The 22,868-nt window shown below is 72.6% G+C and carries 22 protein-coding genes, 1 other RNA gene and 1 pseudogene; 13 read left to right on the top strand and 11 right to left on the bottom strand.

The features are described from left to right. Window positions 1-6 precede the first annotated feature (6 nt). From ACFU3E_RS13335 to ACFU3E_RS13325, 3 genes are all read left to right on the top strand, one after another. Window positions 7-348, top strand: a complete 342-nt coding sequence (locus tag ACFU3E_RS13335) for a MazG-like family protein (RefSeq protein ID WP_384155968.1) — start codon at window positions 7-9, stop codon at window positions 346-348. A gap of 184 nt (window positions 349-532) precedes the next feature. Beyond that, the gene (locus ACFU3E_RS13330) at window positions 533-1,162 is read left to right on the top strand and encodes a hypothetical protein (RefSeq protein WP_384155965.1); all 630 of its coding nucleotides are present in this window, start codon (window positions 533-535) and stop codon (window positions 1,160-1,162) included. Next, on the top strand, window positions 1,162-1,473 hold the full coding sequence (locus ACFU3E_RS13325) for a hypothetical protein (RefSeq protein ID WP_384155962.1): 312 nt from the start codon (window positions 1,162-1,164) through the stop codon (window positions 1,471-1,473). Before ACFU3E_RS13330 ends, ACFU3E_RS13325 begins: the two co-directional genes overlap by 1 nt. 569 nt (window positions 1,474-2,042) lie before the next feature. Here the strand turns inward: ACFU3E_RS13325 and rnpB are convergent. From rnpB to ACFU3E_RS13305, 4 genes and pseudogenes are all read right to left on the bottom strand, one after another. Next, an RNA gene (gene rnpB, locus ACFU3E_RS13320) (RNase P RNA component class A) lies at window positions 2,043-2,456 on the bottom strand. Window positions 2,457-2,571: 115 nt separating this feature from the next. After that, window positions 2,572-3,288: pseudogene (locus ACFU3E_RS13315) on the bottom strand (DMT family transporter); the annotation flags it as partial. Between the two features lie 82 nt (window positions 3,289-3,370). Continuing rightward, window positions 3,371-4,198 (bottom strand): AraC family ligand binding domain-containing protein, encoded by an 828-nt coding sequence (locus tag ACFU3E_RS13310; protein ID WP_384155960.1) that lies wholly within the window; start codon window positions 4,196-4,198, stop codon window positions 3,371-3,373. Between the two features lie 23 nt (window positions 4,199-4,221). Continuing rightward, window positions 4,222-4,800 (bottom strand): Uma2 family endonuclease, encoded by a 579-nt coding sequence (locus ACFU3E_RS13305; RefSeq protein WP_384155957.1) that lies wholly within the window; start codon window positions 4,798-4,800, stop codon window positions 4,222-4,224. Window positions 4,801-4,963: 163 nt separating this feature from the next. On the opposite strand from ACFU3E_RS13305, the gene ACFU3E_RS13300 reads away from it, so the two are divergent. The 4 genes from ACFU3E_RS13300 (at window position 4,964) to eda (ending at window position 7,848) form a co-directional block, all read left to right on the top strand. Continuing rightward, a complete protein-coding gene (locus ACFU3E_RS13300) occupies window positions 4,964-5,719 on the top strand; it encodes a MerR family transcriptional regulator (protein WP_384155954.1) in 756 nt (251 codons plus the stop codon). Then, window positions 5,716-6,294 (top strand): hypothetical protein, encoded by a 579-nt coding sequence (locus tag ACFU3E_RS13295; protein WP_384155951.1) that lies wholly within the window; start codon window positions 5,716-5,718, stop codon window positions 6,292-6,294. The genes ACFU3E_RS13300 and ACFU3E_RS13295 overlap by 4 nt, the downstream gene beginning before the upstream one ends. A gap of 53 nt (window positions 6,295-6,347) precedes the next feature. Further along, window positions 6,348-7,130, top strand: coding sequence for a peroxide stress protein YaaA (gene yaaA, locus ACFU3E_RS13290; protein WP_384155948.1), 783 nt, complete (start codon window positions 6,348-6,350; stop codon window positions 7,128-7,130). 64 nt (window positions 7,131-7,194) lie between these two features. After that, window positions 7,195-7,848: a bifunctional 4-hydroxy-2-oxoglutarate aldolase/2-dehydro-3-deoxy-phosphogluconate aldolase gene (gene eda, locus ACFU3E_RS13285; protein WP_384155945.1), complete on the top strand. Its 654-nt coding sequence runs from the start codon at window positions 7,195-7,197 to the stop codon at window positions 7,846-7,848. Here eda and ACFU3E_RS13280 read toward each other — a convergent pair. The 3 genes from ACFU3E_RS13280 to ACFU3E_RS13270 are packed head-to-tail and all read right to left on the bottom strand — an operon-like array spanning window position 7,823 to window position 10,964. Further along, window positions 7,823-9,340 carry a bifunctional RNase H/acid phosphatase gene (locus ACFU3E_RS13280; protein WP_384155942.1) on the bottom strand — a complete coding sequence of 506 codons (1,518 nt, stop codon included), beginning with the start codon at window positions 9,338-9,340 and terminating at the stop codon, window positions 7,823-7,825. The two genes, eda and ACFU3E_RS13280, sit on opposite strands and share 26 nt — an antisense overlap. A 20-nt stretch (window positions 9,341-9,360) precedes the next feature. Beyond that, the gene (locus ACFU3E_RS13275; RefSeq protein ID WP_384156122.1) at window positions 9,361-10,104 is read right to left on the bottom strand and encodes a zinc ribbon domain-containing protein; all 744 of its coding nucleotides are present in this window, start codon (window positions 10,102-10,104) and stop codon (window positions 9,361-9,363) included. Then, window positions 10,101-10,964, bottom strand: coding sequence for a Nif3-like dinuclear metal center hexameric protein (locus ACFU3E_RS13270; RefSeq protein WP_384155939.1), 864 nt, complete (start codon window positions 10,962-10,964; stop codon window positions 10,101-10,103). The genes ACFU3E_RS13275 and ACFU3E_RS13270 overlap by 4 nt, the downstream gene beginning before the upstream one ends. 197 nt (window positions 10,965-11,161) lie before the next feature. On the opposite strand from ACFU3E_RS13270, the gene ACFU3E_RS13265 reads away from it, so the two are divergent. Next, window positions 11,162-12,373, top strand: coding sequence for a hypothetical protein (locus ACFU3E_RS13265; RefSeq protein WP_384155936.1), 1,212 nt, complete (start codon window positions 11,162-11,164; stop codon window positions 12,371-12,373). A gap of 97 nt (window positions 12,374-12,470) precedes the next feature. Further along, window positions 12,471-12,641: a hypothetical protein gene (locus tag ACFU3E_RS13260; protein WP_384155933.1), complete on the top strand. Its 171-nt coding sequence runs from the start codon at window positions 12,471-12,473 to the stop codon at window positions 12,639-12,641. A 66-nt stretch (window positions 12,642-12,707) separates the two neighbouring features. On the opposite strand, the gene ACFU3E_RS13255 is transcribed toward ACFU3E_RS13260, so the two are convergent. From ACFU3E_RS13255 to ACFU3E_RS13245, 3 genes are read right to left on the bottom strand one after another with little or no spacing between them, the layout of a single operon-like run. After that, window positions 12,708-13,649 carry a 3-oxoacyl-ACP reductase gene (locus tag ACFU3E_RS13255; RefSeq protein WP_384155930.1) on the bottom strand — a complete coding sequence of 314 codons (942 nt, stop codon included), beginning with the start codon at window positions 13,647-13,649 and terminating at the stop codon, window positions 12,708-12,710. Window positions 13,650-13,660: 11 nt separating this feature from the next. Then, complete coding sequence (locus tag ACFU3E_RS13250; protein ID WP_384155927.1) at window positions 13,661-14,737, bottom strand: Zn-dependent alcohol dehydrogenase; 1,077 nt, start codon at window positions 14,735-14,737, stop codon at window positions 13,661-13,663. A gap of 32 nt (window positions 14,738-14,769) precedes the next feature. Continuing rightward, window positions 14,770-15,627 (bottom strand): MaoC/PaaZ C-terminal domain-containing protein, encoded by an 858-nt coding sequence (locus tag ACFU3E_RS13245; RefSeq protein WP_384155924.1) that lies wholly within the window; start codon window positions 15,625-15,627, stop codon window positions 14,770-14,772. Window positions 15,628-15,943: 316 nt separating this feature from the next. Between ACFU3E_RS13245 and ACFU3E_RS13240 the strand changes: the two genes are divergently transcribed. From ACFU3E_RS13240 to ACFU3E_RS13230, 3 genes are read left to right on the top strand one after another with little or no spacing between them, the layout of a single operon-like run. Then, window positions 15,944-17,314, top strand: coding sequence for a sensor histidine kinase (locus tag ACFU3E_RS13240; RefSeq protein ID WP_384155922.1), 1,371 nt, complete (start codon window positions 15,944-15,946; stop codon window positions 17,312-17,314). A 14-nt stretch (window positions 17,315-17,328) separates the two neighbouring features. Then, window positions 17,329-18,543: a hypothetical protein gene (locus tag ACFU3E_RS13235; RefSeq protein WP_384155919.1), complete on the top strand. Its 1,215-nt coding sequence runs from the start codon at window positions 17,329-17,331 to the stop codon at window positions 18,541-18,543. Continuing rightward, the gene (locus ACFU3E_RS13230; RefSeq protein WP_384155916.1) at window positions 18,540-19,157 is read left to right on the top strand and encodes a response regulator; all 618 of its coding nucleotides are present in this window, start codon (window positions 18,540-18,542) and stop codon (window positions 19,155-19,157) included. Before ACFU3E_RS13235 ends, ACFU3E_RS13230 begins: the two co-directional genes overlap by 4 nt. Window positions 19,158-19,431: 274 nt before the next feature. Here the strand turns inward: ACFU3E_RS13230 and ACFU3E_RS13225 are convergent, their stop codons facing one another. Further along, the gene (locus ACFU3E_RS13225) at window positions 19,432-20,892 is read right to left on the bottom strand and encodes an MFS transporter (RefSeq protein ID WP_384155913.1); all 1,461 of its coding nucleotides are present in this window, start codon (window positions 20,890-20,892) and stop codon (window positions 19,432-19,434) included. A gap of 193 nt (window positions 20,893-21,085) precedes the next feature. On the opposite strand from ACFU3E_RS13225, the gene ACFU3E_RS13220 reads away from it, so the two are divergent. Then, window positions 21,086-22,825: an MFS transporter gene (locus tag ACFU3E_RS13220; protein WP_384155910.1), complete on the top strand. Its 1,740-nt coding sequence runs from the start codon at window positions 21,086-21,088 to the stop codon at window positions 22,823-22,825. Window positions 22,826-22,868 lie beyond the last annotated feature (43 nt).

The raw sequence follows: 22,868 nt of genomic DNA, 5'->3' as shown, positions 1-22,868 counted from the left end.
GCCTCCATGAACGAACAGTCCTCCGCCCCTGAACTCTGGTCCACCATCGACGCCTTGTCGGAGTGGCTCGACACCAACCGCCCGGTCGAGGGCCGCGAGGGCCTCTTCCTGCGCATCCTGAAGCTCACCGAGGAGGTCGGCGAGGTCTCCGAGGCCGTGATCGGGGCGACGGGGCAGAACCCGCGTAAGGGTGTGACGCATACGTGGGACGACGTGCAGTCGGAGCTGTGCGATGTGGTCATCACGGCGCTGGTGGCGTTGCGGACGTTGACGCCGGAGGCTCGGGAGGTGTTCGGGGGGCATCTGGAGCGGGTCAGGGAGAGATCGCTGACGTCGACGCGCCCGTGACCGGTCCGTAGGTCCCGTCCGGGTCGACCAGAACTGCATCCTGCCCCGGCTCAGGCGGCCGAGTGGACCAGTTCGGCCTTGTGGCGACCATGGCGTTCCCTGCAATCCCGGCAGAGTGCGCGCGGATCCTGCGAGCGGAGGGCGCGTTCACAGCCGTCGCAGCCGACCAGCGGTACCGGTTGCGATGGAGACGTCACCGTCGCCGTACGGGCAGGTCCTGGCGGCAACGGCGGTGGGAGAAGAGTGGTCGGGCGGTATTCGAGGAGCCGGGCCGGATTACGGAGGGCGTCGGCCTCGTTCGGACACGAACCGGCTGCACGATGCCGCCGGTGGGGACTTCCACCTGGCGAAGATCACGGAGCACGAGGCGCGGGAGACCTGCGTACACGAGCTCGAGCAGGTCTATGACCTGCTGCCGGACTTCCGGATGGGTTTCATCCAACGTGTCGACGTCGTCTCCCCAACCCTGCGGGACATCCGTCTCCAGACCGCCAGCCTGCCTGGTGCGCAGGACAGTTACCGGAATCCACCGTCCACTGCGCAGGGCCGGGCCGATTGGATCGCTGCGAACAAGGAGATCATCAAGGCTGCGGCACCAAATGTGGGGCTGCCGCCGGACATGGTTGCCGGTATCGCGTGGCAGGAGGTCGGCGGACAGCCCGGCATCCTGGACGACATGACCGAACAGCTCAAGGCGGAGAGCGAGTTCGCCGCGCGCTACAACGGCGGGCCGTACTGGGAGACCGACGACGCCCAGGACTACGGGCGTCGGTTCGCGAACAATCTGGACGAGCCAAGGAACGCACTGCGCTGATGACCAGCCCTTCCCACGTGGACGACGACCGCGGCTGCCTCCGTCTCGTCCTCGCCGTACCCCTCACGCTGCTCACCCTCATCGCCGCGTACTTCTGCTGGACGGCACTGACCATCACGCCGTCCGGCTCCTGGGACGACGACGCGTACGCCGGAATCGTGCTGTCGTGCGTCGTCACCATCGCGGCCGCCGGGGCTGCGGGGGCGCTGTGGCTGGCGCCTTCGGTGCGAAGGGCCATGCCGTGGTGGTGGACATCTCCGGCTCTGCTGTTGGGCGTGGTTGCAGGAGCGCGGTGGGTGGTGGGCGGTTAGGCCCACCACCACCGTCTCGGGTTACATCCGCCGTGCCTTGCGATCAGGACATCCCGGACCACCGATGCCGGCGGCTGGACGAAACGCAGGACAGGGCACGGGTTGACGGGTTCACCGCCGACTGCCGCACACCGCCGCGTACACGAAACACACCGTCGCCTACCGCACCTCGCTGTGTGCGCATCGGATCTGGGCGCCGTGGGCGGTCCCGCCAACGTAGGCGCCATGAACAGCAAGCATTCTCCGCCGCGCTCTGCACCGGCTCGGCTACTCAGGGGGCCCGCTGCCCCGGAGATGGGCTACCCCCCCGCGGAAGGCGCCGGCGGAGCGACTTCTGCTCCTTGCTCTGTGCGGGAGCGGGCGGTTGCGGCTGGGGCGCGCCGGCCGCGTGAGCGAGGTCGTTGCTCATCCGGAGCGACACCGCGGTGCTCCGCAGGTGCGGGTGCCGTGGTTTCCCTCGGCACCCGCACGGTGCATCAGGAAACGGTGCCCCGAAGGGATCTCCGTCAAGGACGCGGGCCTCCGTCCCAGATCAGAGGCCCTTTCCCAGGTAAAGCCGCCGCTGGCGGCAGACGAGTCGGGCTGTACGCCGGGTTCTGTTCCCCGGTTCCCTCGCGGGAGCCGGGGCGACGGCCATCCATCTAGGGCCGGCGTTGCCACCGGCCTCGTGCGGTCTACCCGCGGACTCGGGCGGGCAGCCCTCGATCGTCCGCGCAGAGACACCGAGGTGTCTCCTCTTGACCTTGCTCCGGGTGGGGTTTACCTAGCTGCCCAGGTCACCCTGGGCACTGGTGGTCTCTTACACCACCGTTTCACCCTTACCGAGGGCCGTACGGATACGGTCCCCGGCGGTTTGCTTTCTGTGGCACTGTCCCGCGGGTCACCCCGGGTGGCCGTTAGCCACCACCCTGCCCTGTGGAGCCCGGACGTTCCTCGGGAAGCTCCCCGTCAGGGGGACTCCACGCGGCCGTCCGCCCGGCTCGTCTGCCGTGTCGACCATGGTACCGGTCGGGAGGACGGCTTCGGTCCCGCGGCCGTCGCCAGGACCGAGCCCGCGAGGATCAGGGTGAAGGCCACGCCGATGCCGAGGGTCAGCTCCTCGTCCAGGAAGAGGGCGCCCGCGGCGACGGCGACCGCCGGGTTGACGTAGGTGATCACTCCCGCCCGGGTCGGGCCGATCTCCTTGATCAGCTCCAGGAAGGCCACGAACGCTACCGCGGTGCAGATGACGCCGAGGCCGGCGAGGGCGGCCAGGACCTCACCCGAGGGCATGGTGGCCGGCCGGGTCAGGAAGGCGGCGGGGGCGTAGACGACCGCCGCCAGGGTGAGGCAGGGGGTGATCAGCTGGAGGGTCGGCACGTCCTTGAGGTGCCGGGCGGCTATCAGAGGGGCGGTGGCGTAGCCGACGACCGTGACCAGCACCTCGGCCAGCGAGCGGGCGTCGCCGCCGGTGAGGTGCGGCAGGGTGAGGACGGTGACGCCCGCGAGGCCGAGGGCGAGTCCGGTGGCACGGCGGGCGCCCACGCGTTCCTCGGCGCCGAAGAAGCGGGCCAGGAGTACGGCGACGATCGGCACGCCCGCGATGAGGAGCCCGGCGGTGGAGCTGGACAGGTGGCGTTCGGCGTCGGTCAGGGTCCACCAGGGGCCGACGATCTCGATGACGGCGAAGGCCAGCATCGGCTTCCAGTGGACCCGGACGGTACGGGCGAAGCCGCCCTGGCGGAGAGCGAAGGGGAGCAGGAGCGCGGCGCCGAGGGCGCAGCGTGTGAACACCACCATGGACGGGGACAGGTCGTCCACCGCCACCTTGATCATCAGGTAGGGGACGCCCCAGACCACTCCCATCAGGGAGAACAGGAACCAGCCGCGTGCAGTCATGCGGTGAGTCTCGGCCGTCTCAACCCGCTGTGTCTTGAACGCTGTTGCGGTACGCCGCCGGGGTCACCCCCAGCACCCGGCGGAACCAGCGGGTGAGGTGCGCCTGGTCGGCGAAGCCGACGAGGCCGGCGACCTCGGCGGGGCGCAGTCCGGCTTCCAGGAGGCCGCGGGCCCTGGCGACCCGGTGCTGGGCGAGCCAGGCGTACGGCGGTACGCCCATCGTCGTGCGGAAGGCGCGGAGGAGTTGGTAGCGGGAGAGGCCCAGGTCGGTGGCGAGGGCAGCCAGGGACGGGGGGTCCAGCAGTTCGTCCGCCAGGCGGTCGCGTACGGACCTGGCGATGTGGCCGGTGCCGGGCACGGTGTCGTCGGTCGCCCGGGCCGTGGAGTGGCGGCGGGCCAGGGCCGTGAGCAGCCAGGGCAGCCGGGATTCGGTCTCCAGCGGGTCGGGGCAGGTGCTGATGTCGGTGTGGGCGGCGCGGAGGGCTGCCGCCAGTTCCGGGTCGTGGAGGACGGGGTTCCGGAAGTGCGGATGGCCGCCGAGGGTGCCGTCGGTGAGGAGGGCCGGTTCGGCGTAGAGGGCCTGGTAGGCGTAGCCGTCGGCCGCTGCCGGGCCGCCGGTGTGCATCTCGCCGGGCTCCAGGACGACGATCGAGCCGGGGTAGGAGTGGATGTGCCCGCGCCGGTACGCGATGACCTCCGAGCCGCCGACGGTGACGCCGATGGTGAACTCGTCGTGGGCGTGGGGGGCGTAGACGTGGCTGTCGAAGTGGGCGGTGAGGAGGTCGAGGGGCGGGCCGGCACGGCCCAGGCGTGCCCTGGTCCAGCTGGTCTGTTCGCGCATCCCCATATCGCACCCCCGCCCACAGGGGATCAGAGGAGGTCGGCCGTGTCCAGGTCGAAGGCGAACGGTTCCGGAAGAGCGATGGGCTTGCCGAAGGGGCGGGCGCAGTGCTCGCGGTAGTCGTCGTCCTTCGGCTCGCTGAACACCGTGACTTGCGCCGTGTCCCGGTCGACCAGCAGGTAGAGCGGGATGCCCGCGCGGGCATAGCAGTGGCGCTTGGCCTCTCGGTCGGCCGGCGGCCTGGTGGAGGTCACCTCCATCACCATGGCTACGCCGTCGCACGACATCCAGGAGCCGACTCCGCCGAACAGGTCGCGCTCGATGGGGCCGAAGGTGACGTCCGGAACCAAGTGGTTCTTGGGGCAGGAGCCTCCGCTCCGCACCTTCAGCCCCTTGTTCCCCGAGAAGTCCATGTCGGTCCGGGAGTACCTGATCACTTGCCTCACGATCCGGCTGATGCACTTCTCGTGATCCCCGTCCGGCGGCGGCGTCACAACGATCTCCCCCTCGATCAGCTCGGCCCGGAAACCCTCCGGGGTGTCCAGGGCGAGAAAGCCCTCCAGCAGGACGTCTTCCTGCGAGAGCGGCTCGTGGGCGATGGCAGTCATGTCACGCCCCTCCTTCGGTCGCTCGCCAGACTGGGACATCGGCTGATCACCTGTCCGTGAGATCGGGACCCCTTCCCTCGATCGTGGCACACGATCAACGCCGCCGTCAGGCACCGAGCCGCTCGCTTGACCTTGCCGCAGCGTCAACGTCTTCACTGGTGGCATGCGGATCGGAGAACTCGCCGTCACCGTCGGCGTCACCACGCGGGCCGTGCGGCACTACCACCATCTGGGGCTGTTGCCCGAGCCCGAGCGGCGGGCCAACGGGTACCGGGAGTACGGGTTGCGGCATGCCGTCGTGCTGGCACGGATCCGGCGGCTGACGGAGCTGGGGCTGGGGCTCGCGGAGGTGCGGGACGTGCTCGCGGACGATGCCGGGAAGGACCTCGTCGAGGTGCTCACCGAGCTGGACGAGGATCTGGCGCGGCAGGAGGAGGCCCTCCGGGAGCGGCGGGCGCGGTTGCGGACCTTGCTGGACGGGGAGGGCGGGGTGCCTGCCGAGGGGCCGGTGTCGCCCGAGCTGGCCGCGCTGTTCGCCGGGACCGCGCATCTCTCCGACTCGCCCATGGCCGCCAGGGACCGCGAGATCATCGCGTTCCTGGAGACCGCGATGCCGGCCGAGGACCGGGAGCGGTTGATGTCGTCGGTGGGTGAGGCGCTGGGCAGTCCGGGGGCCGTGGCGCGGGCCGGTGAGGCCTATGCGCTGCTCGACGGGCTCGCCGGTGCCGAGCCCGATGACCCGCGCGTCGACGAGGCGGCCCGGGCGCTCGCCGGCTGCATCCCGCCGGGGGTGTTCCCGGAGGCCGGGGAGCTCGACCAGGACGGCGGCTTCCTGCGCGCCTTTTACGACGATCTTTCTCCGGCCCAGGCGGAGGCCGTACGCCGTACGCTGCGGATCCTCGCCGAGGAGCGGCGATGAGGGCCGGGTGGCTGCTGGTCCGGCACGAGGTGCGGTTGCTCGCGAGTCTCGCCCTGTGGGTGGCGCGGCGTACACATGGGGCGGGGAGCGGGCGGGCCTTCGGGTACGCGCGCGGGCAGGGCGCGATGATGGCCGGGTTCGCGTTCGTGTGCCTGGTCGAGACGGTCGCGCTGTCCGTGCTGCTGCGGGACTGGCCCGCCGTGCACGCGGCGTTTCTCTTCCTGGACGTGTACACGATCGTGTTCGTCGTGGCGCTGCACGCCTCGTCGGTCGTACGTCCGCATGTGCTGGATGATGACGGCGGCTCGCTGCGGATACGGCGGTACGTCCATGTCGATCTGCTGGTGCCGCTGGAGCGGATCGGCTCCGCGCGGCGTGAGCTGCGGATGACGCACGAACCGGCCGACGGCGAGCTGAACGTCGAGGTCGGCTCGCAGACCACCGTCACGCTCGAACTGACGGCACCGGTCACGCACGTCACCTTCTTCGGGCGGCGCCGGGAGGTGCGGCTCGTCCGTTTCCACGCCGACGACGCCGACGGCCTGGTCCGCGCCCTCGGCCGGGCGCGCGTCTGACCCCCCGTACGCCCCCGTACGCTGTCGGCTGCAGTTCGATCGAAGGAGTACGCGTGCTTGTCCTGCTGCCGCCGTCCGAAGGCAAGGCCTCCTCCGGCCGCGGTGCCCCGCTGAAGCCGGAGTCGCTGTCGCTGCCGGGGCTGACAGCCGCCCGGGAGGCCGTTCTCACCGAGTTGGTCGAGCTGTGCGCCGGCGACGAGGACAAGGCGCGTGAGGTGCTGGGGCTCAGCGAGGGGCTGCGGGGCGAGGTCGTCAAGAACGCGGAGTTGCGCACGGCGGGGGCGCGGCCGGCCGGGGAGATCTACACCGGCGTGCTCTACGACGCTCTCGGCCTGGCGTCCCTCGACACGGCCGCCAAGCGGCGGGCGGCGCGGTCGCTGCTCGTGTTCTCCGGGCTGTGGGGTGCCGTGCGGGTGACGGACCGGATTCCGTCCTACCGGTGCTCGATGGGCGTGAAGCTGCCGGGGCTCGGTGCGCTGGGCGCGCACTGGCGTGCGCCGATGGCGTCGGTGCTGCCCGAGGTGGCCCGGAGCGGGCTGGTGCTGGATCTGCGGTCCGCCGCGTACGCCGCCGCCTGGAAGCCGAAGGGCGAGGTCGCCGAGCGGACGGCGTCCGTGCGGGTGCTGCACGCGCCCACGCGGAAGGTGGTCAGCCACTTCAACAAGGCGACCAAGGGGCGGATCGTGCGCGGCCTGCTGACCTCCGGGGCCGACCCGAAGGGACCGGCCGAGCTGGTGGAGGTGCTCCGGGGTCTCGGGTACGTCGTGGAGGCGCAGGCCCCGGCGAAGTCGGGGCAGGCGTGGTCGCTGGATGTGCTGGTGGACGAGGTCCACTAACGCGCCATTGCACTGTGCGCAACGTCCTTTGCGCGCTGTGCTCGGGCGACGGCAGGATGACGCCATGGCCTCCGCCTCTCCCCTGCCCGCCTCGGTGCTGGATCTCGCGCCCGTCGTCCCCGTCGCCGTCGTCGAGGACGCCGGTGACGCCGTACCGCTGGCGCGGGCGCTGGTCGCGGGCGGGCTGCCGGCGATCGAGGTGACGTTGCGGACGTCCGTGGCCCTGACGGCGATCCGGGAGATCGCCCGGGAGGTGCCCGGGGCGCTCGTCGGGGCCGGGACGGTGATCAGCCCCGAGCATGTCACCGAGGCGGTGGCCGCGGGCTCCCGCTTCCTGGTCAGTCCCGGCTGGACGGACGTCCTGCTGGAGGCGATGCGGGCGTCCGGGGTGCCGTTCCTGCCGGGGGTGTCGACGGCGTCCGAGGTCGTGGCGCTGCTGGAGCGCGGGGTGCGGGAGATGAAGTTCTTCCCGGCGCAGGCCGCGGGCGGTACGGCGTATCTGAAGTCGCTGTCGGGGCCGCTCCCCCAGGCCCGTTTCTGCCCCACGGGCGGGATCGGCCCGGCCTCCGCCCCGGATTACCTCGCCCTGCCCAACGTCGGCTGTGTGGCCGGGAGCTGGATGCTGCCGCGGGATGCCGTGGCGGCTCGCGACTGGGGGCGCGTCGAGGCCCTGGCCCGTGCGGCGGCGGGGCTCAGCGCAGGTGGGACGTGTCGTTGAGGAGGCGGACGCTGGCGTTTCCGTCGGCGTAGTACGCGACCACCGACAGGGACGCGGCCGACAGTTCCATGCGGAACAGCGACTCCGGCGGGGCTCCCAGGGCGAGCCGGACGAGCGTCTTGATCGGCGTCACGTGCGTGACGAGCAGGACCGTCCGGCCCGCGTGGGCCGCGACCAGCTTGTCGCGGGTGGCGGCGAGCCGGGTGGCCGTCGCCGCGAAGCTCTCGCCGCCGCCGGTGGGTTCGGCTTCCGGATTGGCCAGCCAGGCGTTCAGGTCGTCGGGGTGGCGCTCGCGCACCTCGGCGAAGGTGAGTCCCTCCCAGGCGCCGAAGTCCGTCTCGCGCAGCCCGTCGTCGATGCCGACGTCGAGCCCGAGCCGGGCGGCGACGATCCCGGCGGTCTCCCGCGTACGGGTGAGCGGCGACGACACGACGGCCTGGATGGTGCCTCGCCGGGCCAGCATCACGGCGGCCCGCTCGGCCTGCTCCCGCCCGGTGGCGGAGAGGGAAGGGTCGGTTCCGCCGCTGCCGGAGAACCGCTTCTGGGGCGTCAGCGGGGTCTCGCCGTGCCTCAGCAGGACGAAGGTGGCGGGGGCACCCATGTCGGCGGGGGCCCAGCCGGGGGCGGCTACGGCTTGGGCGGCGCGGGTGTCGGCGTCGGCGCCTGTCTTCGCGGCACCGGCATCGTCATCGGTCTTCGCGGCACCTGCGTCCCCGACCGCCCTCGCGGCACGCGCATCGGCATCGGCCTTCGCCGAGCCGGACGGGATCCCGGCTTCGCCGCCCTGTGCACCACCCTCGGCCCTCTCGGCTTCTCCGCCCGGTGGGTTCGTCGTGACGTGGCCGGAAGCGGGCGCCGCGCCCGGAACGTCCCGGAAGGGGTGTGCCGCGGCCCGCACGGCATCCGGGCCGGAGCCCGCCGCCGCGGCCGATGCGCGGCCTTCCGCCAGAGCTCCGCGCACCCGCGCCGCGCCCGCCGCCGCGTCACCGGGCGGCCCGGAGGGCGCGACGGCCTCAGCGCGCCCGGGACCCCCGGCAGCCGAGTCCAGCTCAGCCGTGGATCCCGACTCCGACCACCGCTCCCCCCTGGCCCCCGCGTCCATCGCCTCGTTGGCCAGCCGGTCCGCGTGCTTGTTCCGCTCCCTCGGAATCCACTCGTACGTGACCCGCCCGGGTGGGAAGACCCGGGCCGCCTGCGCGGCCAGGGGCTTCATGTCGGGGTGCTTGATCTTCCAGCGGCCCGACATCTGCTCGATGACGAGCTTGGAGTCCATCCGGACGTGGACCGTCGCCGCCGGGTCCAGCTCGTGGGCGGCGCCCAGGCCGGCCAGGAGGCCGCGGTACTCGGCGACGTTGTTCGTGGCGACGCCGATGTACTCGGCGGTCTCCCGCAGGGTCTCCCCCGTCGCCGCGTCGCTGACCACGGCCCCGTAGCCGGCGGGCCCCGGGTTGCCCCGTGAGCCGCCGTCCGCCTCGACGATGAACTCCCGCACCGGAAAGTCTCCTTGCAGGCCTAGAGGCCGGACTCGGACGTGCGCACCAGGATGCGGCGGCAGTTCTCGCAGCGGATCACCGTGTCGGGGGCCGCCTTGCGGATCTCGGCCAGCTCGGTGATGGCGAGCTCCTGCCGGCAGCCCTGGCAGCTGCGCGCGTACAGCTTCGCCGCGCCGACGCCGCCCTGCTGCCCGCGCAGCTTGTCGTAGAGCTTGAGCAGGTCGGCGGGGATCGAACCGGCGATGACCTCGCGCTCCTTGGTGACCGTGGCGACCTCGCCGTCGATCTGCTCGCAGGCCGCGTCGCGGCGCGCGGTCGCGTCGTCGATCTTCGACTGGACGGAGGTGACGCGCTCGGTCAGCTCGGCGACCCGCTCCTGCGCGGACTCCCGGCGCTCCATGACCTCCAGCACCACGTCCTCCAGATCGCCCTGCCGCTTGGCGAGGGAGGTGATCTCGCGCTGGAGGTTCTCCAGGTCCTTGGGGGAGGTGACGGCACCGGAGTCGAGGCGCTGCTGGTCGCGGGTGGCGCGCTGGCGCACCTGGTCCACGTCCTGTTCGGCCTTGGTCTGCTCGCGGGCGGTGTCGCTCTCCTCGGTCTGCGCGGCCACGAGCAGGTCGCGCAACTGGGTGTGGTCCTTGGTCAGCGACTCGATCTCGGCGTGCTCGGGCAGCGACTTGCGCTTGTGCGCGAGCTGCTGGAGGCGGACGTCGAGGTCCTGGACGTCGAGGAGTCGGATCTGGTCGGCGGGCGCGGCGTTCAGTTCGGGGCTCCAAGGGGGTCAGAAGTGGCAGAGGCCGCGTGCGCGGTCCAGGGGTCGGTGACCGTCTTCGAGACGTGGACGCGCAGGTCCCATCCGTGCCGGTCGGAGATCTCGTCGAGCTGGCTCGCGGCCAGCTCGCACCAGGGCCACTCGGTGGCCCAGTGCGCCGCGTCGAGCAGCGCGAGGGGACTGTGGGCGCGATCCGCCAGGAACTCGGACGCGGGGTGGTGGCGCAGGTCCGCGGTGAGGAAGGCGTCGGCCCCGGCCGCGCGGACGTGGTCGAAGAGGCTGTCGCCGGAGCCGCCGCTGACGGCGACCGTGCGCACGAGCGCCTCGGGGTCGCCGGCGACCCGGATGCCCTGCGCGGTGGCGGGCAGCCGCGCGGCGGCGCGGGCGGCGAACTCGCGGACGGTCACCGGGTGGTCCAGCGCGCAGAGGCGGCCGAGGCCCCGGCGGCCCTCGGGGTCGGTGGGGTCGGGCACGAGCGGCCCGGTGACGCGCAGGTCCAGCGCGGACGCGAGGGCGTCGGAGACACCCGGGTCGGCGGTGTCGGCGTTGGTGTGGGCGACGTGCAGCGCGATGTCGTTCTTGATGAGGGTGTGCACGACACGGCCCTTGAAGTGCGTCGCCGCGACCGTCGTCGTGCCGCGCAGATAGAGCGGGTGGTGGGTGACGAGCAGGCCGGCGCCCAGTTTCACCGCCTCGTCGACGATCTCCTGGACCGGGTCGACGGCGAACAGGACCCGTGTGACCTCCTGGTCCGGGTCGCCCGCGACGGTGCCGACCGCGTCCCAGGACTCGGCCCGCTCGGCGGGCCACAGGGTCTCCAGCGCGGCGATGACTTCAGACAGACGGGGCACGGAAGCAAGGCTACCCGCCTGATCTGTGGCGTTGCACCGCCACCGCCCGCTCCCGGCACCCATGGCCCCGCTCAGCACAATCGCCCCCTTTCCCTCAGGCGAATCGTTCCTGGAACACCCTTATGTGTGAAGTCTGCGCCCGTGGAATTCCCCGCCCGCGTGCGAAAACTACGTTCGTCACTGGAGGTGACCGAACGATGACTGCCTGTGCGATCGAGCCTTCGGCGGGACACGAGGACGAGGACGGAGCCGCGCCGGCAGGCTGCACGCTCACCGCGGACGGTGCCTACGGCGCGCGTCTCGCGTCGGCCGGCGACTCCTGGTTCCCGGAGCGCTGGACCCTGGACGGCCCCGAGCCGTACGCGGTGCCGCTGCCGCGCAACCAGCCGGAGGAGCCCGGCACCGAGGTGCAGCCGATGGGCGACGGGCGGGTCCTCATCCACCGGGTGGTGGCCGGGCGGCACGCCTTCTCGCTGCTGTACCCGACCGGGCCCGGTACCGGAGAGCTGCCCCTGGGCGCGGTCGAGTGCCCGGATGTCAGGGCCCGGCTGCGGCTGCTGCCCCCCGCCCCGGGCGGTGAGCGGGCCTACGCCCTCGCGGTCGGGCCGCGTACGACGTCGGTGTGGCTGGTGGCGGGCGGCGCCTTCGGGCCGGAGCGGCTGGCCGAACTGCCCGGCCGCTGCTCGGGCGGGGTCTGGCTGGACCGGGCGGGACGGCTGCTGGCGCTGGACCGGGAGACCGGCGGTCGCACCAAGGCCGTCGTGGTGGACCTGGAATGCGGCGGCGAGGTGTCGCCGCTGCTGCAGATCGCCGCCGACAGCGACGACCGGCTGCTGCTCGCCGACCACGACAGCGGGCTGCTGATCGTCCGCTCGGACGCGCCCTCGCCGGGGCAGGAGCGGCTGGGCTGGGGTGTCCTCGGCAGCACGCTGCCGGTGCGCTTCCCGGAGTGCCTGCGGCTGCGGGACTGCTCCGTCACGCCGTTCGCGATCCAGCCGGGGCAGGTGCTGACGCCGGAGAGCTGCGCGGTGGCGCTGCGGGTGGACGGACCGACGGGCAGCTGGGTCGGTGTCTGGCGGCCCGCCGAGCGGCGCTTGCATCATCTCCGGGCACCCGAGGGGTGGTTGGCGGGCACGGGCCTGTGGACGGCGGAGGGGGTGCTGCGGCTGCCGTACGCGACTCGGGCCGTGCCGTGCGGGGTGGCGCGGGTGAGCCCGCCCGGGGCCGTGCTCGCCCCGCCGGAGCCGGACCCGGCACCCCCGGTTCCGGAAGACCCGGGACACCCCGGACACCCCGAGGAGCCCGAATCACCCGACTCACCAGCGCAGGCCACCCCGCCCGCGACCCCTGCGGCGGCACGCCCTGTGCCCCTCCAGGAGGCGCCGTTGGGACGCCTTGTAACGAACTAGTGCCGGTTGGCGTGGCTGGCTGGATCCGAGGTCAGGGGTGCCGGTTAGACTCACCCGGCTGTAAAAAAGATCATGTTGACGGGGTGAATTCCATCCGATGAGCGACGCCAGCACGACCCAGCCGCGTACTGCCGACGTCCAGCAGACCTCCTCCTCCGGCCGTGGCCGGCACCGTGGTGAGGTCTCCACGCAGGACGGCGAGACGGCTCCGCGCGGACGCCACCGCAAGCCGGTGGCGGAGACCGAGCAGGCCGTGACTGCGGCCTGACGGCACGTCAGTCACCAGACAGCGAACGGCCCTTCCCGCCGAGCGGGGAGGGCCGTTCCGTGTCTCTCACCCGCGTCTCAGGCCCAGCACCTCCGCCGCCGCGAAGGTCTCCCCGGCCGGCCGGTCCGCGTAGTAGGGCCCGAGGACGGCCTCCAGCTCGTCGTAGGTGAAGGTGTCCTGCTTGCTGTCGAACCTGGCGGCGACCCGCGGGCGTTCGACGACGGCGACCATCCCGCCGTGCACCACGAGGAGCTGCCCGTTGACGTGCGCGGCGGCGGGTGAGGCCAGATAGCCGACGAGCGGCGCGACATGCTCGGGGGCGAGCGGGTCGAGGCCCGTGCCGGAGGGCTGCTCGATGCCCGCGAAGACGTCCTCGGTCATCCGGGTGCGGGCGCGCGGGCAGATGGCGTTGGCCGTCACGCCGTACTTGGCGAGGGCCAGGGCGGTGGAGGTGGTGAGGCCGACGATCCCGCCCTTGGCTGCGGCGTAGTTGGGCTGCCCGGCGGACCCGGCGAGGAACGCCTCCGAGGAGGTGTTCACGATCCGCCCGAACACCGGCTCCCCGGCCCGCTTGGACCGCTCCCGCCAGTGCGCGGCGGCGAACCGGGTGGTGTTGAAGTGGCCCTTGAGGTGCACGCGGAGGACGGAGTCCCACTCCTCCTCGGTCATCGAGAACACCATGCGGTCGCGCAGGATGCCCGCGTTGTTGACGAGGATGTCGAGCCTGCCGAACGCGGCGACCGCCGACTCCACGAGCGTGCGCGCCTGCTCGAAGTCGGAGACGTCACCGGTGTGTGCGAGCGCGGTCCCGCCCGCTGCCCGGATCTCGGTGGCGACCTCCTCGGCGGGCCCCGCGGACGCCTCGCCCGTTCCGTCGCGGCCGGGCTGCCCGTGGTCGTTGACGACGACGGCGGCGCCGAGCCGGGCGAGTTCCCGCGCCTCGGCCCGGCCGAGTCCGCGGCCCGCGCCGGTGACGATCGCGGACAGTCCCTGGAGCGGCAGCGGCATATCGGAGGTCCTCACATCTCGATGCACGTACGCAGGGCGGTCCCGGTCCGCATCTGGTCCAGGGCCTCGTTGATGTCGGCGAACGGGACCCGGTGGGTGATCAGGCCCGCCAGGTCGACCCGGCCGGCGCGCCACAGGGCGATGGTGCGTTCGTAGGAGCGCAGGACGTCTCCGCCGCCGTACATGGACGGCAGGATCCGCTTCTCGTCGAAGAACAGCTCGAACATGTTGAGCTGGAGGAAGTCGTCCATGGCGCCGGCGCCGACCACGACGAGGGTGCCGCCGCGCCGGGTGTTCTCGTACGCGGTGCGTGCCGTGGCCGACCTGCCGACGACCTCGAAGACGTGGTCGAAGCCCTCGCCGGCGGTGATCTGCTGTTTTGCGTCGGGCAGTTCGTCGGGCGAGAGGGCCCGGGTGGCCCCGAACTTCAGCGCGGACTCGCGGCGCGCGGCGATCGGGTCGACGGCGACGATCTCGGCGGCTCCCTTGAGCCGGGCGCCCTGGATCACGGAGATGCCGACGCCCCCGCAGCCGATGACCGCCACCGACGAACCGGCCTCCAGGTCGGCCGTGTTGAGCGCGGCGCCGAGGCCGGTGGTCACTCCGCAGCCGATGAGGGCGGCGATGTCGAAGGGCACGTCGTCGGGGATCGGCACCGCGCAGCCGGCGTCGACGACGACCTCCTCGGTGAAGGTGCCGGTGCCGGCGAAGCCGAAGAGGTCCCCGCCGGGGCGCTTGAAGTTGGGGGTGCCCGCGTTCATGAACCCGGCCAGGCACAGCTCGGTCTGGCCGCGCCTGCAGGCGGGGCAGGCGCCGCAGGCGGGCAGCCAGCACACCACGACCCGGTCACCGGCCTTCAGGTGGCTGACACCCTCGCCGGCTTCGAGGATCTCCCCTGCGCCCTCGTGCCCGGGCACGAACGGCGCGGGCTGCGGCAGCACTCCGCTCATCGCGGACAGGTCCGAGTGGCACAGCCCCGTGGCGCGCACCCGGATCCGTACCTTTCCGGGTCCGAACCCCACCGCCTCGACGTCGTCGAGGACCTCCAGCTTGTCCTGGCCGATCTCGTGCAGTACGGCTGCGCGCATGGTGCGGACTCCCCTCGTACGGCGGTGTGGACTCAGGCGTGTTCGACGATGGTGTCGGCGAGGACGGGCGCGTCGTCCCGCTCGACGGCGCTGACGGCGACCCGGGTGGACTCCGGCGTGTGCCACATGCGGATCCGCAGGGTCTCCCCCGGGTACACGACCCCGGCGAAGCGGGTGGTGCAGGACCGCACCCGGGTCACGTCCCCGCCGAGCAGCGTGTCGACGACCGCCTTGAGCGTGATGCCGTAGGTGCACAGGCCGTGCAGGATGGGCCGCTCGAATCCGGCGACCTTGGCGAACTCCGGGTCGGCGTGCAGCGGGTTCCAGTCGCCGGAGAGGCGGTAGAGCAGGGCCTGGTCGTCGCGGACGGGCCGCTCGACGGTCCGGTCGGGTTCTCCCACGGGCGGTTCCAGGCGGGCCGAGGGGCCGCGGTCGCCGCCCCAGCCGCCCTCGCCGCGGATGAAGATCTGGGCGTCGTTGGTCCACAACGGGCCCTCGGCGTCGGCGACCTCGGTGCGCAGGACGAGGACGGCCGCCGTGCCCTTGTCGTACACGGCGGCGATCCGGTTGGTCGCGGTGGCGGTGCCCGCCGCCGGGAGGGGCCGGTGGATGACGAGGCTCTGGCCGCCGTGCAGGACGCGGGCCAGCTCGACCTCGATGCCGGGCATGGACAGACCGCTGGTCACGCCGGGCTTTCCGGCGCCCGCGACGGTGGCGAAGCTCGGCAGGACGTGCAGCCGGGACTCCAGGGTGTAGCGCAGTTCGTCGGGGTCGGTGGCGGGGCTGCCCGCGCCGATGCCGAGGTGGTAGAGCTGCACGTCCTTGTGGTCCCAGGAGAGCTCGCCGGTCCGGGGTCCGGCGGCGAGCGCCTTGGCTGCGTCGATGGGCATGGGGCTCCTGATCGCCGGAGGAAGGACCTCGGTACGGCCGTCCGCACCGTCGGCCGCACCGAGGCCGTCTGGGACCGGACCGGGACGCGAACTGAAACGCGTTCCAGTCCCGCGCCCTCTGTATAGCCGAGGCCCCGGCACTTGTGAAGACTCCTGACACTGCGTCAGATCGGCGTGGCGATGACATTTGTCCTGCCGGAGTCCGTACAAGCGCATCTGCCGCAGACCCCCCGCCGGTCCGTAACGTCACTGCCATGACCACGCAGACCCCACGGGCCGTGCCCTCGACCGGCACAGCCGGGAGGAGGACCACGACATGTCCTGGAAAGACAAGGCCGGGTGCCGGTTCGAGGCGATCCGGCCGAAGGTCCGCGAGGCCCGGGAGCACCGGCACCACCGCGAGGCGGACCAGGACCGGCTCAGGGCCGGGTGGCGAGCGGCCCGGAAGGAGGGCTGTCCCGAAGCGGTCACCGGCCCGCCGCCCACCGCCTTCACCCTGCTGCCGTGGCTGCTGATGGGGATGGGCGCGTTCTCCAACCTCTTCCAGGGCCGCGCCCCCAACCCGTGGATCGGCGGCCTGGGGCTGCTGACCTTCAACAGCCTCTACATCTACGTGGCGTTCCGCTCGTTCGACAAGTGGAAGCGCGAAGCCCTCTCCACCCGGGTGGCGCTCGCCCTGCTGGCGGCCGTGACCTGCGCACTCGCCGCCGGCTACGGCGGCAACTGGCTGCTGTTCCTCCCGCTGCTCGGCCTCGCGACCGGCGCGGCCCTGCGGCTGTCGCACCTGCGGCCCGCCGGTGCGGCCGTGGCGGTGGCGGCGGGAGCGGTGGCCTGCTTCCACGACGGCTGGGGCGGCCTCGGCATCGCGTACGCCACCTTGATCTCGATGATGGTGACAGCAGCGATCATGCGCCTCTCCGAGACGGTGCGCGAGCTGCGCGCCGCCCGTGAGGAGCTGGCCGACCGGGCGGTCGAGAAGGAACGGCTGCGCTTCTCCCGCGACCTGCACGACCTGCTCGGGCACACGATGTCGGTGATCGTCGTGAAGTCGGAGGCGGCCCGGCGGCTGGCCGGCCGCGACCCGGACGCGGCGCTGGCCCAGGTCACGGACATCGAGGCCGTGGGCCGGCAGGCCCTGACGGAGATCCGTGAGGCCGTGACCGGCTACCGGCAGGGCAGCCTCGCCACGGAACTCGACCGGGCGCACTCGGCCCTGACGGCGGCGGGCGTCACGCTCGTCGTGAGCCGCTGCGGCCCACCGCCCGGGCCGCAGACGGAGGCGCTGCTGGGCTGGGTGGTCAGGGAGGCGGTCACCAACGTCGTACGGCACAGCGGGGCCGACCGCTGCGAGATCACCCTGTGGGGAGGCGGGGAGCGGGTGCGGCTGACGGTCTCCGACGACGGGGGCGGCGGGGCCGTCGCCGGGGGCACGGTGGTCTCCCCCGGCACGGGTCCGACCTGCTCCCACGGCACGGGGCTGACCGGGCTGACGGAACGTCTCGCGGCGGCGGGCGGTTCGCTGACGGCGGGGTCGCGGGCCGGGGGCGGGTTCGCGGTGACGGCGGAACTGCCGCCGGACACGGCGGAGGAACGGCCGGCGGGGGCGGGACGATTTCGCAGCGAAGCGGACGTGTACGTTGGCCGGTGGTCCGCGCCGGCGCAGGTCGAGCGCGTAGGCAACCGCTAGGGGAACGGGAGCACATGGGACGCGTCGCCGTCATCACCGCGCCGAACATCGGGTACCGCAACACGGGCATGCTGACCGTGGACTTGGCGTTCGAGTCCCTGCGGCGGCGGATGGCCACCGACGTCGACGCCACCTGGTACACCCTGCACACACCGGAGACCGTGCCGCTGCGCGACGGTGCGCTCGGCGCCGGATTCCCCTTCCGCTTCCGTCCGCTGGCCGACCACCTCGACACGCTCCGCGACCATGACGCGGTCGTCTTCTGGGGCGACTTCCTGCACACCCGCCACTACCTGGCGCAGGACGCCACGAACCGCCTGCTCGACTTCGGCTTCGCCGCGGACCGCGACGACGCCCGGGGGCAGCTGAACCGGGCCCTGCTGTTCGCGGACCAGCCGGACGAGGTCCTCGCGCGGACCCTCAGCTACGGCGGGACGATCCTGCACAACACGCAGTCCGACTACGAGGACAAGGAGTACGGCCCGCTGTTCTCCCGCCTGGTGAGGCGCAGTCACCGGATGTGGGTGCGGGATCCGCTCTCGGCGGCGAAGATCGCGCACCTGCGGGGGGACCGTACGACCGACCACTTCGGTTCGGACGCGGCGCTGCTGTCCCGCCCCGGCGACCTCGACCACCTGCCGACCACGCCGTGGTCCCGGTCGGTGCCCGACGGCGGTGCGATCGGCGTCTTCCTCGGCGCCCGTACGCCGATCCCCGACTGGCTGCCCGCCTTCTGCCAGGGCCTGTCCGGCCGGCTGGGCGCCCCGCTGGAGTGGCTGCCCTGGTTCGACCGGGACGTCCCCGCTCCGGTCAGCCACATCGCGGCCCGCCCGGGAGACCCCACCGTCGGCGACCTGGTCGGGGTCCTGCCCCGCTACCGGCTGGTCATCACGGACACGTACCACCTGGCCGTCAACGCGTGGGGCGCCGGTACCCCGGCGGTGTGCGTCGGTGCGCCCGAGCCGACCCCCAAGACGCACGACGACTACCTGACGCTGAGCGATGTGAAGAAGCACGTCTTCCACATGGCGTACGACGCGACGGACTTCTACCTGACCACCCAGGAGGGGCACGGCCAGGACCTCGACCGGCTCGTCCACCTCCTGGAGGGCGGCGGCGCCGAGGCCGTCGCGGCGCGCATCCGCGACCACGCGGACCATTCGGCGAGGGCGTTCACGCGGACGCTGACCTCGCTGCTGGACACCGGCCGCCCTGCCCTGAGCCCGTGACCGGCCGGCCCATCCGCGTGCTGCTCGCGGAGGACCAGGGCATGATGCGCGGTGCGCTCGCGCTGCTGCTGGGGATGGAGGACGACATCGAGGTCGTCGCACAGGTCGCCGCGGGCGACGCCATCCTGGACGCGGCACTCGCCCACCACCCCGACGTCGCCCTCCTCGACATCGAACTCCCGGGCAGGAGCGGCCTGGACGCCGCCGCCGACCTGCGCGCCCGGGTCCCCGGCTGCCGCGTGCTGATCCTCACGACCTTCGGCCGCCCCGGCTATCTGCGCCGCGCGATGGAGGCGGGAGCCACAGGCTTCCTGGTCAAGGACGGCCCCGTGGAGGATCTCGCCGCCGCCGTCCGCCGGGTGCTGGCCGGCGAGACGGTCGTCGACCCCGACCTGGCCGCCGCCGCCCTCAGCGCGGGCCCCAACCCGCTCACGGCCCGCGAGAGCGACGCGCTCAAGGCCTCCGCGGACGGCGCTACGGTCGCCGACATCGCCGCCGGGCTCCACCTCTCGGAGTCCACCGTCCGCAACTACCTCTCCTCCGCCATCGGCAAGACCGCCACCCGCAACCGGATGGAGGCCCTGCGCGAGGCCCGCCGCCAGGGCTGGCTCTGACGCTCTGCGTCCGCCTGTTCCCTGTTGCACGTCGTCGACAGGGCGTGTGTTCCGGTCCGTCCGGCCCCCTTCCGCGACCGCCAACGGTAGGCCTGGACCCCGAGAAAGGCCAGGTCAGAGCAGCTTTCTCGGCGGGTCGGGAGGCGCTCCACCGCCCGTGGGGAAGCGCGCGGGCCGCGCCGACGGACCACTGCGGCCCCGGAGCGCGCAACAGCGGCGGCGCACCCGGGGAGGGCCGTCACGCCCCTGTTGCGGGCCACGCCGCCCGTGGTTTTCAGGCACCCTGCTGTTCGCCCGCCCGCCGCGGCAGCCACACCCACATCAGCACGACGCCGGCCGTCAGCACCCCGGCCCCCACGCGGAACGCGAGTGCGTAGCCGTCCGTCAGGGCCTGCGGGGTCGTACGGCCCGACGACTCGGCCGCCGCCAGGGTGGACAGGACGGCCAGCCCCAGGGAACCGCCCATCGTGCGGGACGTGTTGACCAGACCGGAGACCAGGCCCGCCTCTTCGGGGGCCGTGCCGGAGGTGGCCAGGGAGGCGAGGGGGGTCGCCGCCAGGCCCGCGCCCAGCATCATGAGGATGCCGGGGAAGAGGATGGCCGTGGCGTAGGAGCCGTCGGGGGTCATCGTGGACTGCCAGGCGAAACCGGCCACGGCGACCAGGGTGCCCAGCGCCGCGACGTTGCGCGGGCCGACCGGCCGCATCAGGCGGGGTGCGAGCTTGGAGCCGAGGATGACGGCGAGGGAGCTCGGGACCAGGGCGAGGCCCGCCTCGAGCGGGGTGTAACCGAGGACGTTCTGCGCGTAGAGGGTCATGAAGAACCACATGGCGAACATCGCGGAGCCGCACAGGAGCATCGAGACGTTCGCGGAGGAGACCGACCGGACGCGCAGGAGGCCGAGCGGCATCAGCGGGCTCACGGTACGGGCCTCGACCGCGAGGAACGCCCCGAGCAGGACCAGCCCGGCGAGCAGCGGCAGCAGGGTGGCCGGCGCCGTCCAGCCCTCCGCCTCCGTCTGGGAGATGCCGTAGGCCAGCGTGGCCAGCCCGGCCGTCACGAGCAGCGCGCCCGGCAGGTCGAGGCGCCGGCCGTCCCCGGCCCGGCCCTCGGTGAGGAACCAGGCGGCGGCGCACAGCACCACGGCCCCGACGGGCACGTTGATCAGCAGCACCCAGCGCCACGACAGGGTCTCCACCAGCAGCCCGCCGACCAGACCACCCGCAGCGCCACCGCCGGCGCCGACCGCCGTCCACGTCCCGATGGCCCGCGCCCGGGCGGCGCCCTCCGGCACCGACGCCGTGAGGATCGTCAGCGTCGAGGGCGCCAGCACCGCCGCGCCCAGCCCCTGTACGGCCCGCGCCGCCAGCAGCTGCCAGTCGTCCTGCGCCAGTCCGCCGGCGGCCGAGGCGAGGGTGAACAGGCCGAGCCCGACGAGGAACATGCGCTTGCGGCCGTAGAGGTCCCCGGCGCGCCCGCCGAGCAGCATGAACCCGGCGAAGGCGATGGAGTAGGCGTTCACGACCCATTGCAGACCCTGCTCGCCGAGTCCCAGCCCGGTCCGCATCGACGGCAGCGCCACGTTGACGACGGACACGTCCAGCACGACGAGGAACTGCCCGGCGCACGTGAGCGCCACCACGAGCCACATCGGCGGCGCCCCGCGCGGACGCAGCCGGGACAGTCGGGATATGGGGGCGGGGGCGGCGTCGGCGGATTCGAGCATGGGTGTCATGCTCTCAACCGCCTTGCACCCCTTGCATCGGGATTTCGCCGGGCCGGGCCTCGGTCCCGGGGCCTAGGACTCCTGCGATCCCAAGGAAGGGTCAAGTTTTCGTTAGGGTGCCAAAGCAATGGAATAGTTGCCTGGACATACAAGGTTCAGAGTCCACGTAAGCCGACGCTCCCCGGCCTGGAGGCCCCCTTCCATGACGCAGACGACAACAGACCGCCCGGCCGGCAGAGCGAGCGGGGCCGTGGTCCCGGTGCTCGCCTTCGCGGGCATCGTTGTCGCGGTGATGCAGACCCTGCTCGTCCCGGTGATCAAGGATCTGCCGCAACTGCTGGACACCTCCCCCAGCAACGCCACCTGGGTCCTCACCTCGACCCTCCTCTCGGGCGCGGTCGCCACCCCCATCATGGGCCGCCTCGGCGACCTCTACGGCAAGCGCCGCATGCTGATCCTGAGCCTGGCCGTGATGGTCGTCGGCGCCCTGGTCAGCGCGCTCACCAGCGATCTGCTGCTCATGATCACCGGTCGTACGCTCCAGGGCTTCGCGATGGGCGCGATCCCGCTCGGCATCGGCCTGATGCGCGACATGCTGCCCCGCGAGAAGCTCGGCTCGGCGATGGCCCTGATGAGCTCCTCCATAGGCGTCGGCGGCGGCCTCGCCCTGCCCGCCGCAGCCCTGGTCGCCCAGCACAGCGACTGGCACGCCCTCTACTACGGCGCCGCGGGCCTCGGCGTGCTCGCCATCGCCCTCACCCTCCTCGTCGTACCGGAGTCCCCGATGCGCGCCGAGGGCTCCTTCGACCTGCCGGGCGCGCTCGGCCTGTCCGCCGGGCTCGTCCTGTTCCTGCTGCCGATCACCAAGGGCAGCGACTGGGGCTGGGCCTCCGGCACCACGCTCGGCCTGTTCGCCGCCTCGGCGGTCGTGCTCGTGCTGTGGGGCGTGATGGAACTGCGCGTGAAGGCCCCGCTGGTCGACCTGCGCACCACGGCCCGCCCGGCCGTCCTCTTCACCAACCTCGCCTCGATCATGGTCGGCGTCTCCTTCTACGTCGTCTCCCTGGTCCTGCCCCAGCTGCTCCAGCTGCCGGAGTCCACCGGCTACGGCCTCGGGCAGTCGATGGTCGTCGCGGGTCTGCTCGTCGCGCCGCTCGGCCTGACGATGATGTTCACGGCGCCCGTCTACGCCCGGCTGTCCGCGAAGTACGGTCCCAAGTTCACCCTGATCCTCGGCCTGCTGATCATCGCGATCGGCTACGGCGCCGGCCTCGGCCTGATGAGCGCCGCCTGGCAGAGCCTGGTCATCTCGGTCCTCCTGGGCGCGGGCATCGGCCTCGCCTACTCCTCGCTGCCCGCGCTGATCGTGGGCGCGGTCCCGGCGTCGGAGACGGGTGCGGCGAACGGACTCAACACCCTGATGCGGTCCATCGGCACCTCGGTGTCGAGCGCCGTGATCGGCATGGTGCTGGCGAACACCGCGAACAACGTCGGCGGCGTCGAGATCCCGACCATGCACGGCTTCCGGGTCTCCTTCCTGATCGCGACGGGCGCGGTCGCCGTGGGCCTGCTCCTGGCGCTGTTCCTGCCGGGCCGACGGCCGTCGGACAAGCCGCAGTTGCGGGCGAGCAGCGAGGAGGACGCGGCGCTGGAGCGTGCCGAGGAGGTCCTGCGCGGCTTCCGCGGCCGGGTGCTGGGCGCCGACGGCTCCCCGGTCGCCCGCGCCAGGGTCACGCTGATCGACCGCCGCGGCCGCCGGGCCGGTGCGACGCTCTCCGCCGAGGACGGCAGCTACGCGCTCACCGTCCCGGCCCAGGGCTCCTACGTCGTGGCCGCCCGGGCCACGGGTCACGGCCCGCTCGCCTCGTCCGCGGCCCACGCGGGCGACGAGCGCCCGGTCGACCTGGACCTGTCGCTGCCGGGTGAGACGGTCTCCGCCTGACCCCGCCCGCCCCTCCTGCTCACCGGTATCCCCTGTCGTCCCC

The organism is Streptomyces sp. NPDC057424, from assembly GCF_042803315.1.
Taxonomy (GTDB): domain Bacteria; phylum Actinomycetota; class Actinomycetes; order Streptomycetales; family Streptomycetaceae; genus Streptomyces.
Note: the sequence above shows the minus strand (reverse complement) of the source record. Positions and strands in the feature narration are given on the sequence as shown.

What these genes read in the sequence shown, in the direction of transcription:
- ACFU3E_RS13220 (WP_384155910.1), top strand. Translation starts at nt 21,086, where the DNA reads ATGACGCAGACGACAACAGACCGCCCGGCCGGCAGAGCGAGCGGGGCC.
- ACFU3E_RS13325 (WP_384155962.1), top strand. Translation starts at nt 1,162, where the DNA reads ATGACCAGCCCTTCCCACGTGGACGACGACCGCGGCTGCCTCCGTCTC.
- ACFU3E_RS13240 (WP_384155922.1), top strand. Translation starts at nt 15,944, where the DNA reads ATGTCCTGGAAAGACAAGGCCGGGTGCCGGTTCGAGGCGATCCGGCCG.
- ACFU3E_RS13265 (WP_384155936.1), top strand. Translation starts at nt 11,162, where the DNA reads ATGACTGCCTGTGCGATCGAGCCTTCGGCGGGACACGAGGACGAGGAC.
- eda (WP_384155945.1), top strand. Translation starts at nt 7,195, where the DNA reads ATGGCCTCCGCCTCTCCCCTGCCCGCCTCGGTGCTGGATCTCGCGCCC.
- ACFU3E_RS13300 (WP_384155954.1), top strand. Translation starts at nt 4,964, where the DNA reads ATGCGGATCGGAGAACTCGCCGTCACCGTCGGCGTCACCACGCGGGCC.
- ACFU3E_RS13250 (WP_384155927.1), bottom strand. Translation starts at nt 14,737, where the DNA reads ATGCGCGCAGCCGTACTGCACGAGATCGGCCAGGACAAGCTGGAGGTC.
- ACFU3E_RS13255 (WP_384155930.1), bottom strand. Translation starts at nt 13,649, where the DNA reads ATGCCGCTGCCGCTCCAGGGACTGTCCGCGATCGTCACCGGCGCGGGC.
- ACFU3E_RS13330 (WP_384155965.1), top strand. Translation starts at nt 533, where the DNA reads ATGGAGACGTCACCGTCGCCGTACGGGCAGGTCCTGGCGGCAACGGCG.
- ACFU3E_RS13335 (WP_384155968.1), top strand. Translation starts at nt 7, where the DNA reads ATGAACGAACAGTCCTCCGCCCCTGAACTCTGGTCCACCATCGACGCC.
- ACFU3E_RS13235 (WP_384155919.1), top strand. Translation starts at nt 17,329, where the DNA reads ATGGGACGCGTCGCCGTCATCACCGCGCCGAACATCGGGTACCGCAAC.
- ACFU3E_RS13310 (WP_384155960.1), bottom strand. Translation starts at nt 4,198, where the DNA reads ATGGGGATGCGCGAACAGACCAGCTGGACCAGGGCACGCCTGGGCCGT.
- ACFU3E_RS13260 (WP_384155933.1), top strand. Translation starts at nt 12,471, where the DNA reads ATGAGCGACGCCAGCACGACCCAGCCGCGTACTGCCGACGTCCAGCAG.
- ACFU3E_RS13225 (WP_384155913.1), bottom strand. Translation starts at nt 20,892, where the DNA reads ATGACACCCATGCTCGAATCCGCCGACGCCGCCCCCGCCCCCATATCC.
- ACFU3E_RS13295 (WP_384155951.1), top strand. Translation starts at nt 5,716, where the DNA reads ATGAGGGCCGGGTGGCTGCTGGTCCGGCACGAGGTGCGGTTGCTCGCG.
- ACFU3E_RS13305 (WP_384155957.1), bottom strand. Translation starts at nt 4,800, where the DNA reads ATGACTGCCATCGCCCACGAGCCGCTCTCGCAGGAAGACGTCCTGCTG.
- ACFU3E_RS13245 (WP_384155924.1), bottom strand. Translation starts at nt 15,627, where the DNA reads ATGCCCATCGACGCAGCCAAGGCGCTCGCCGCCGGACCCCGGACCGGC.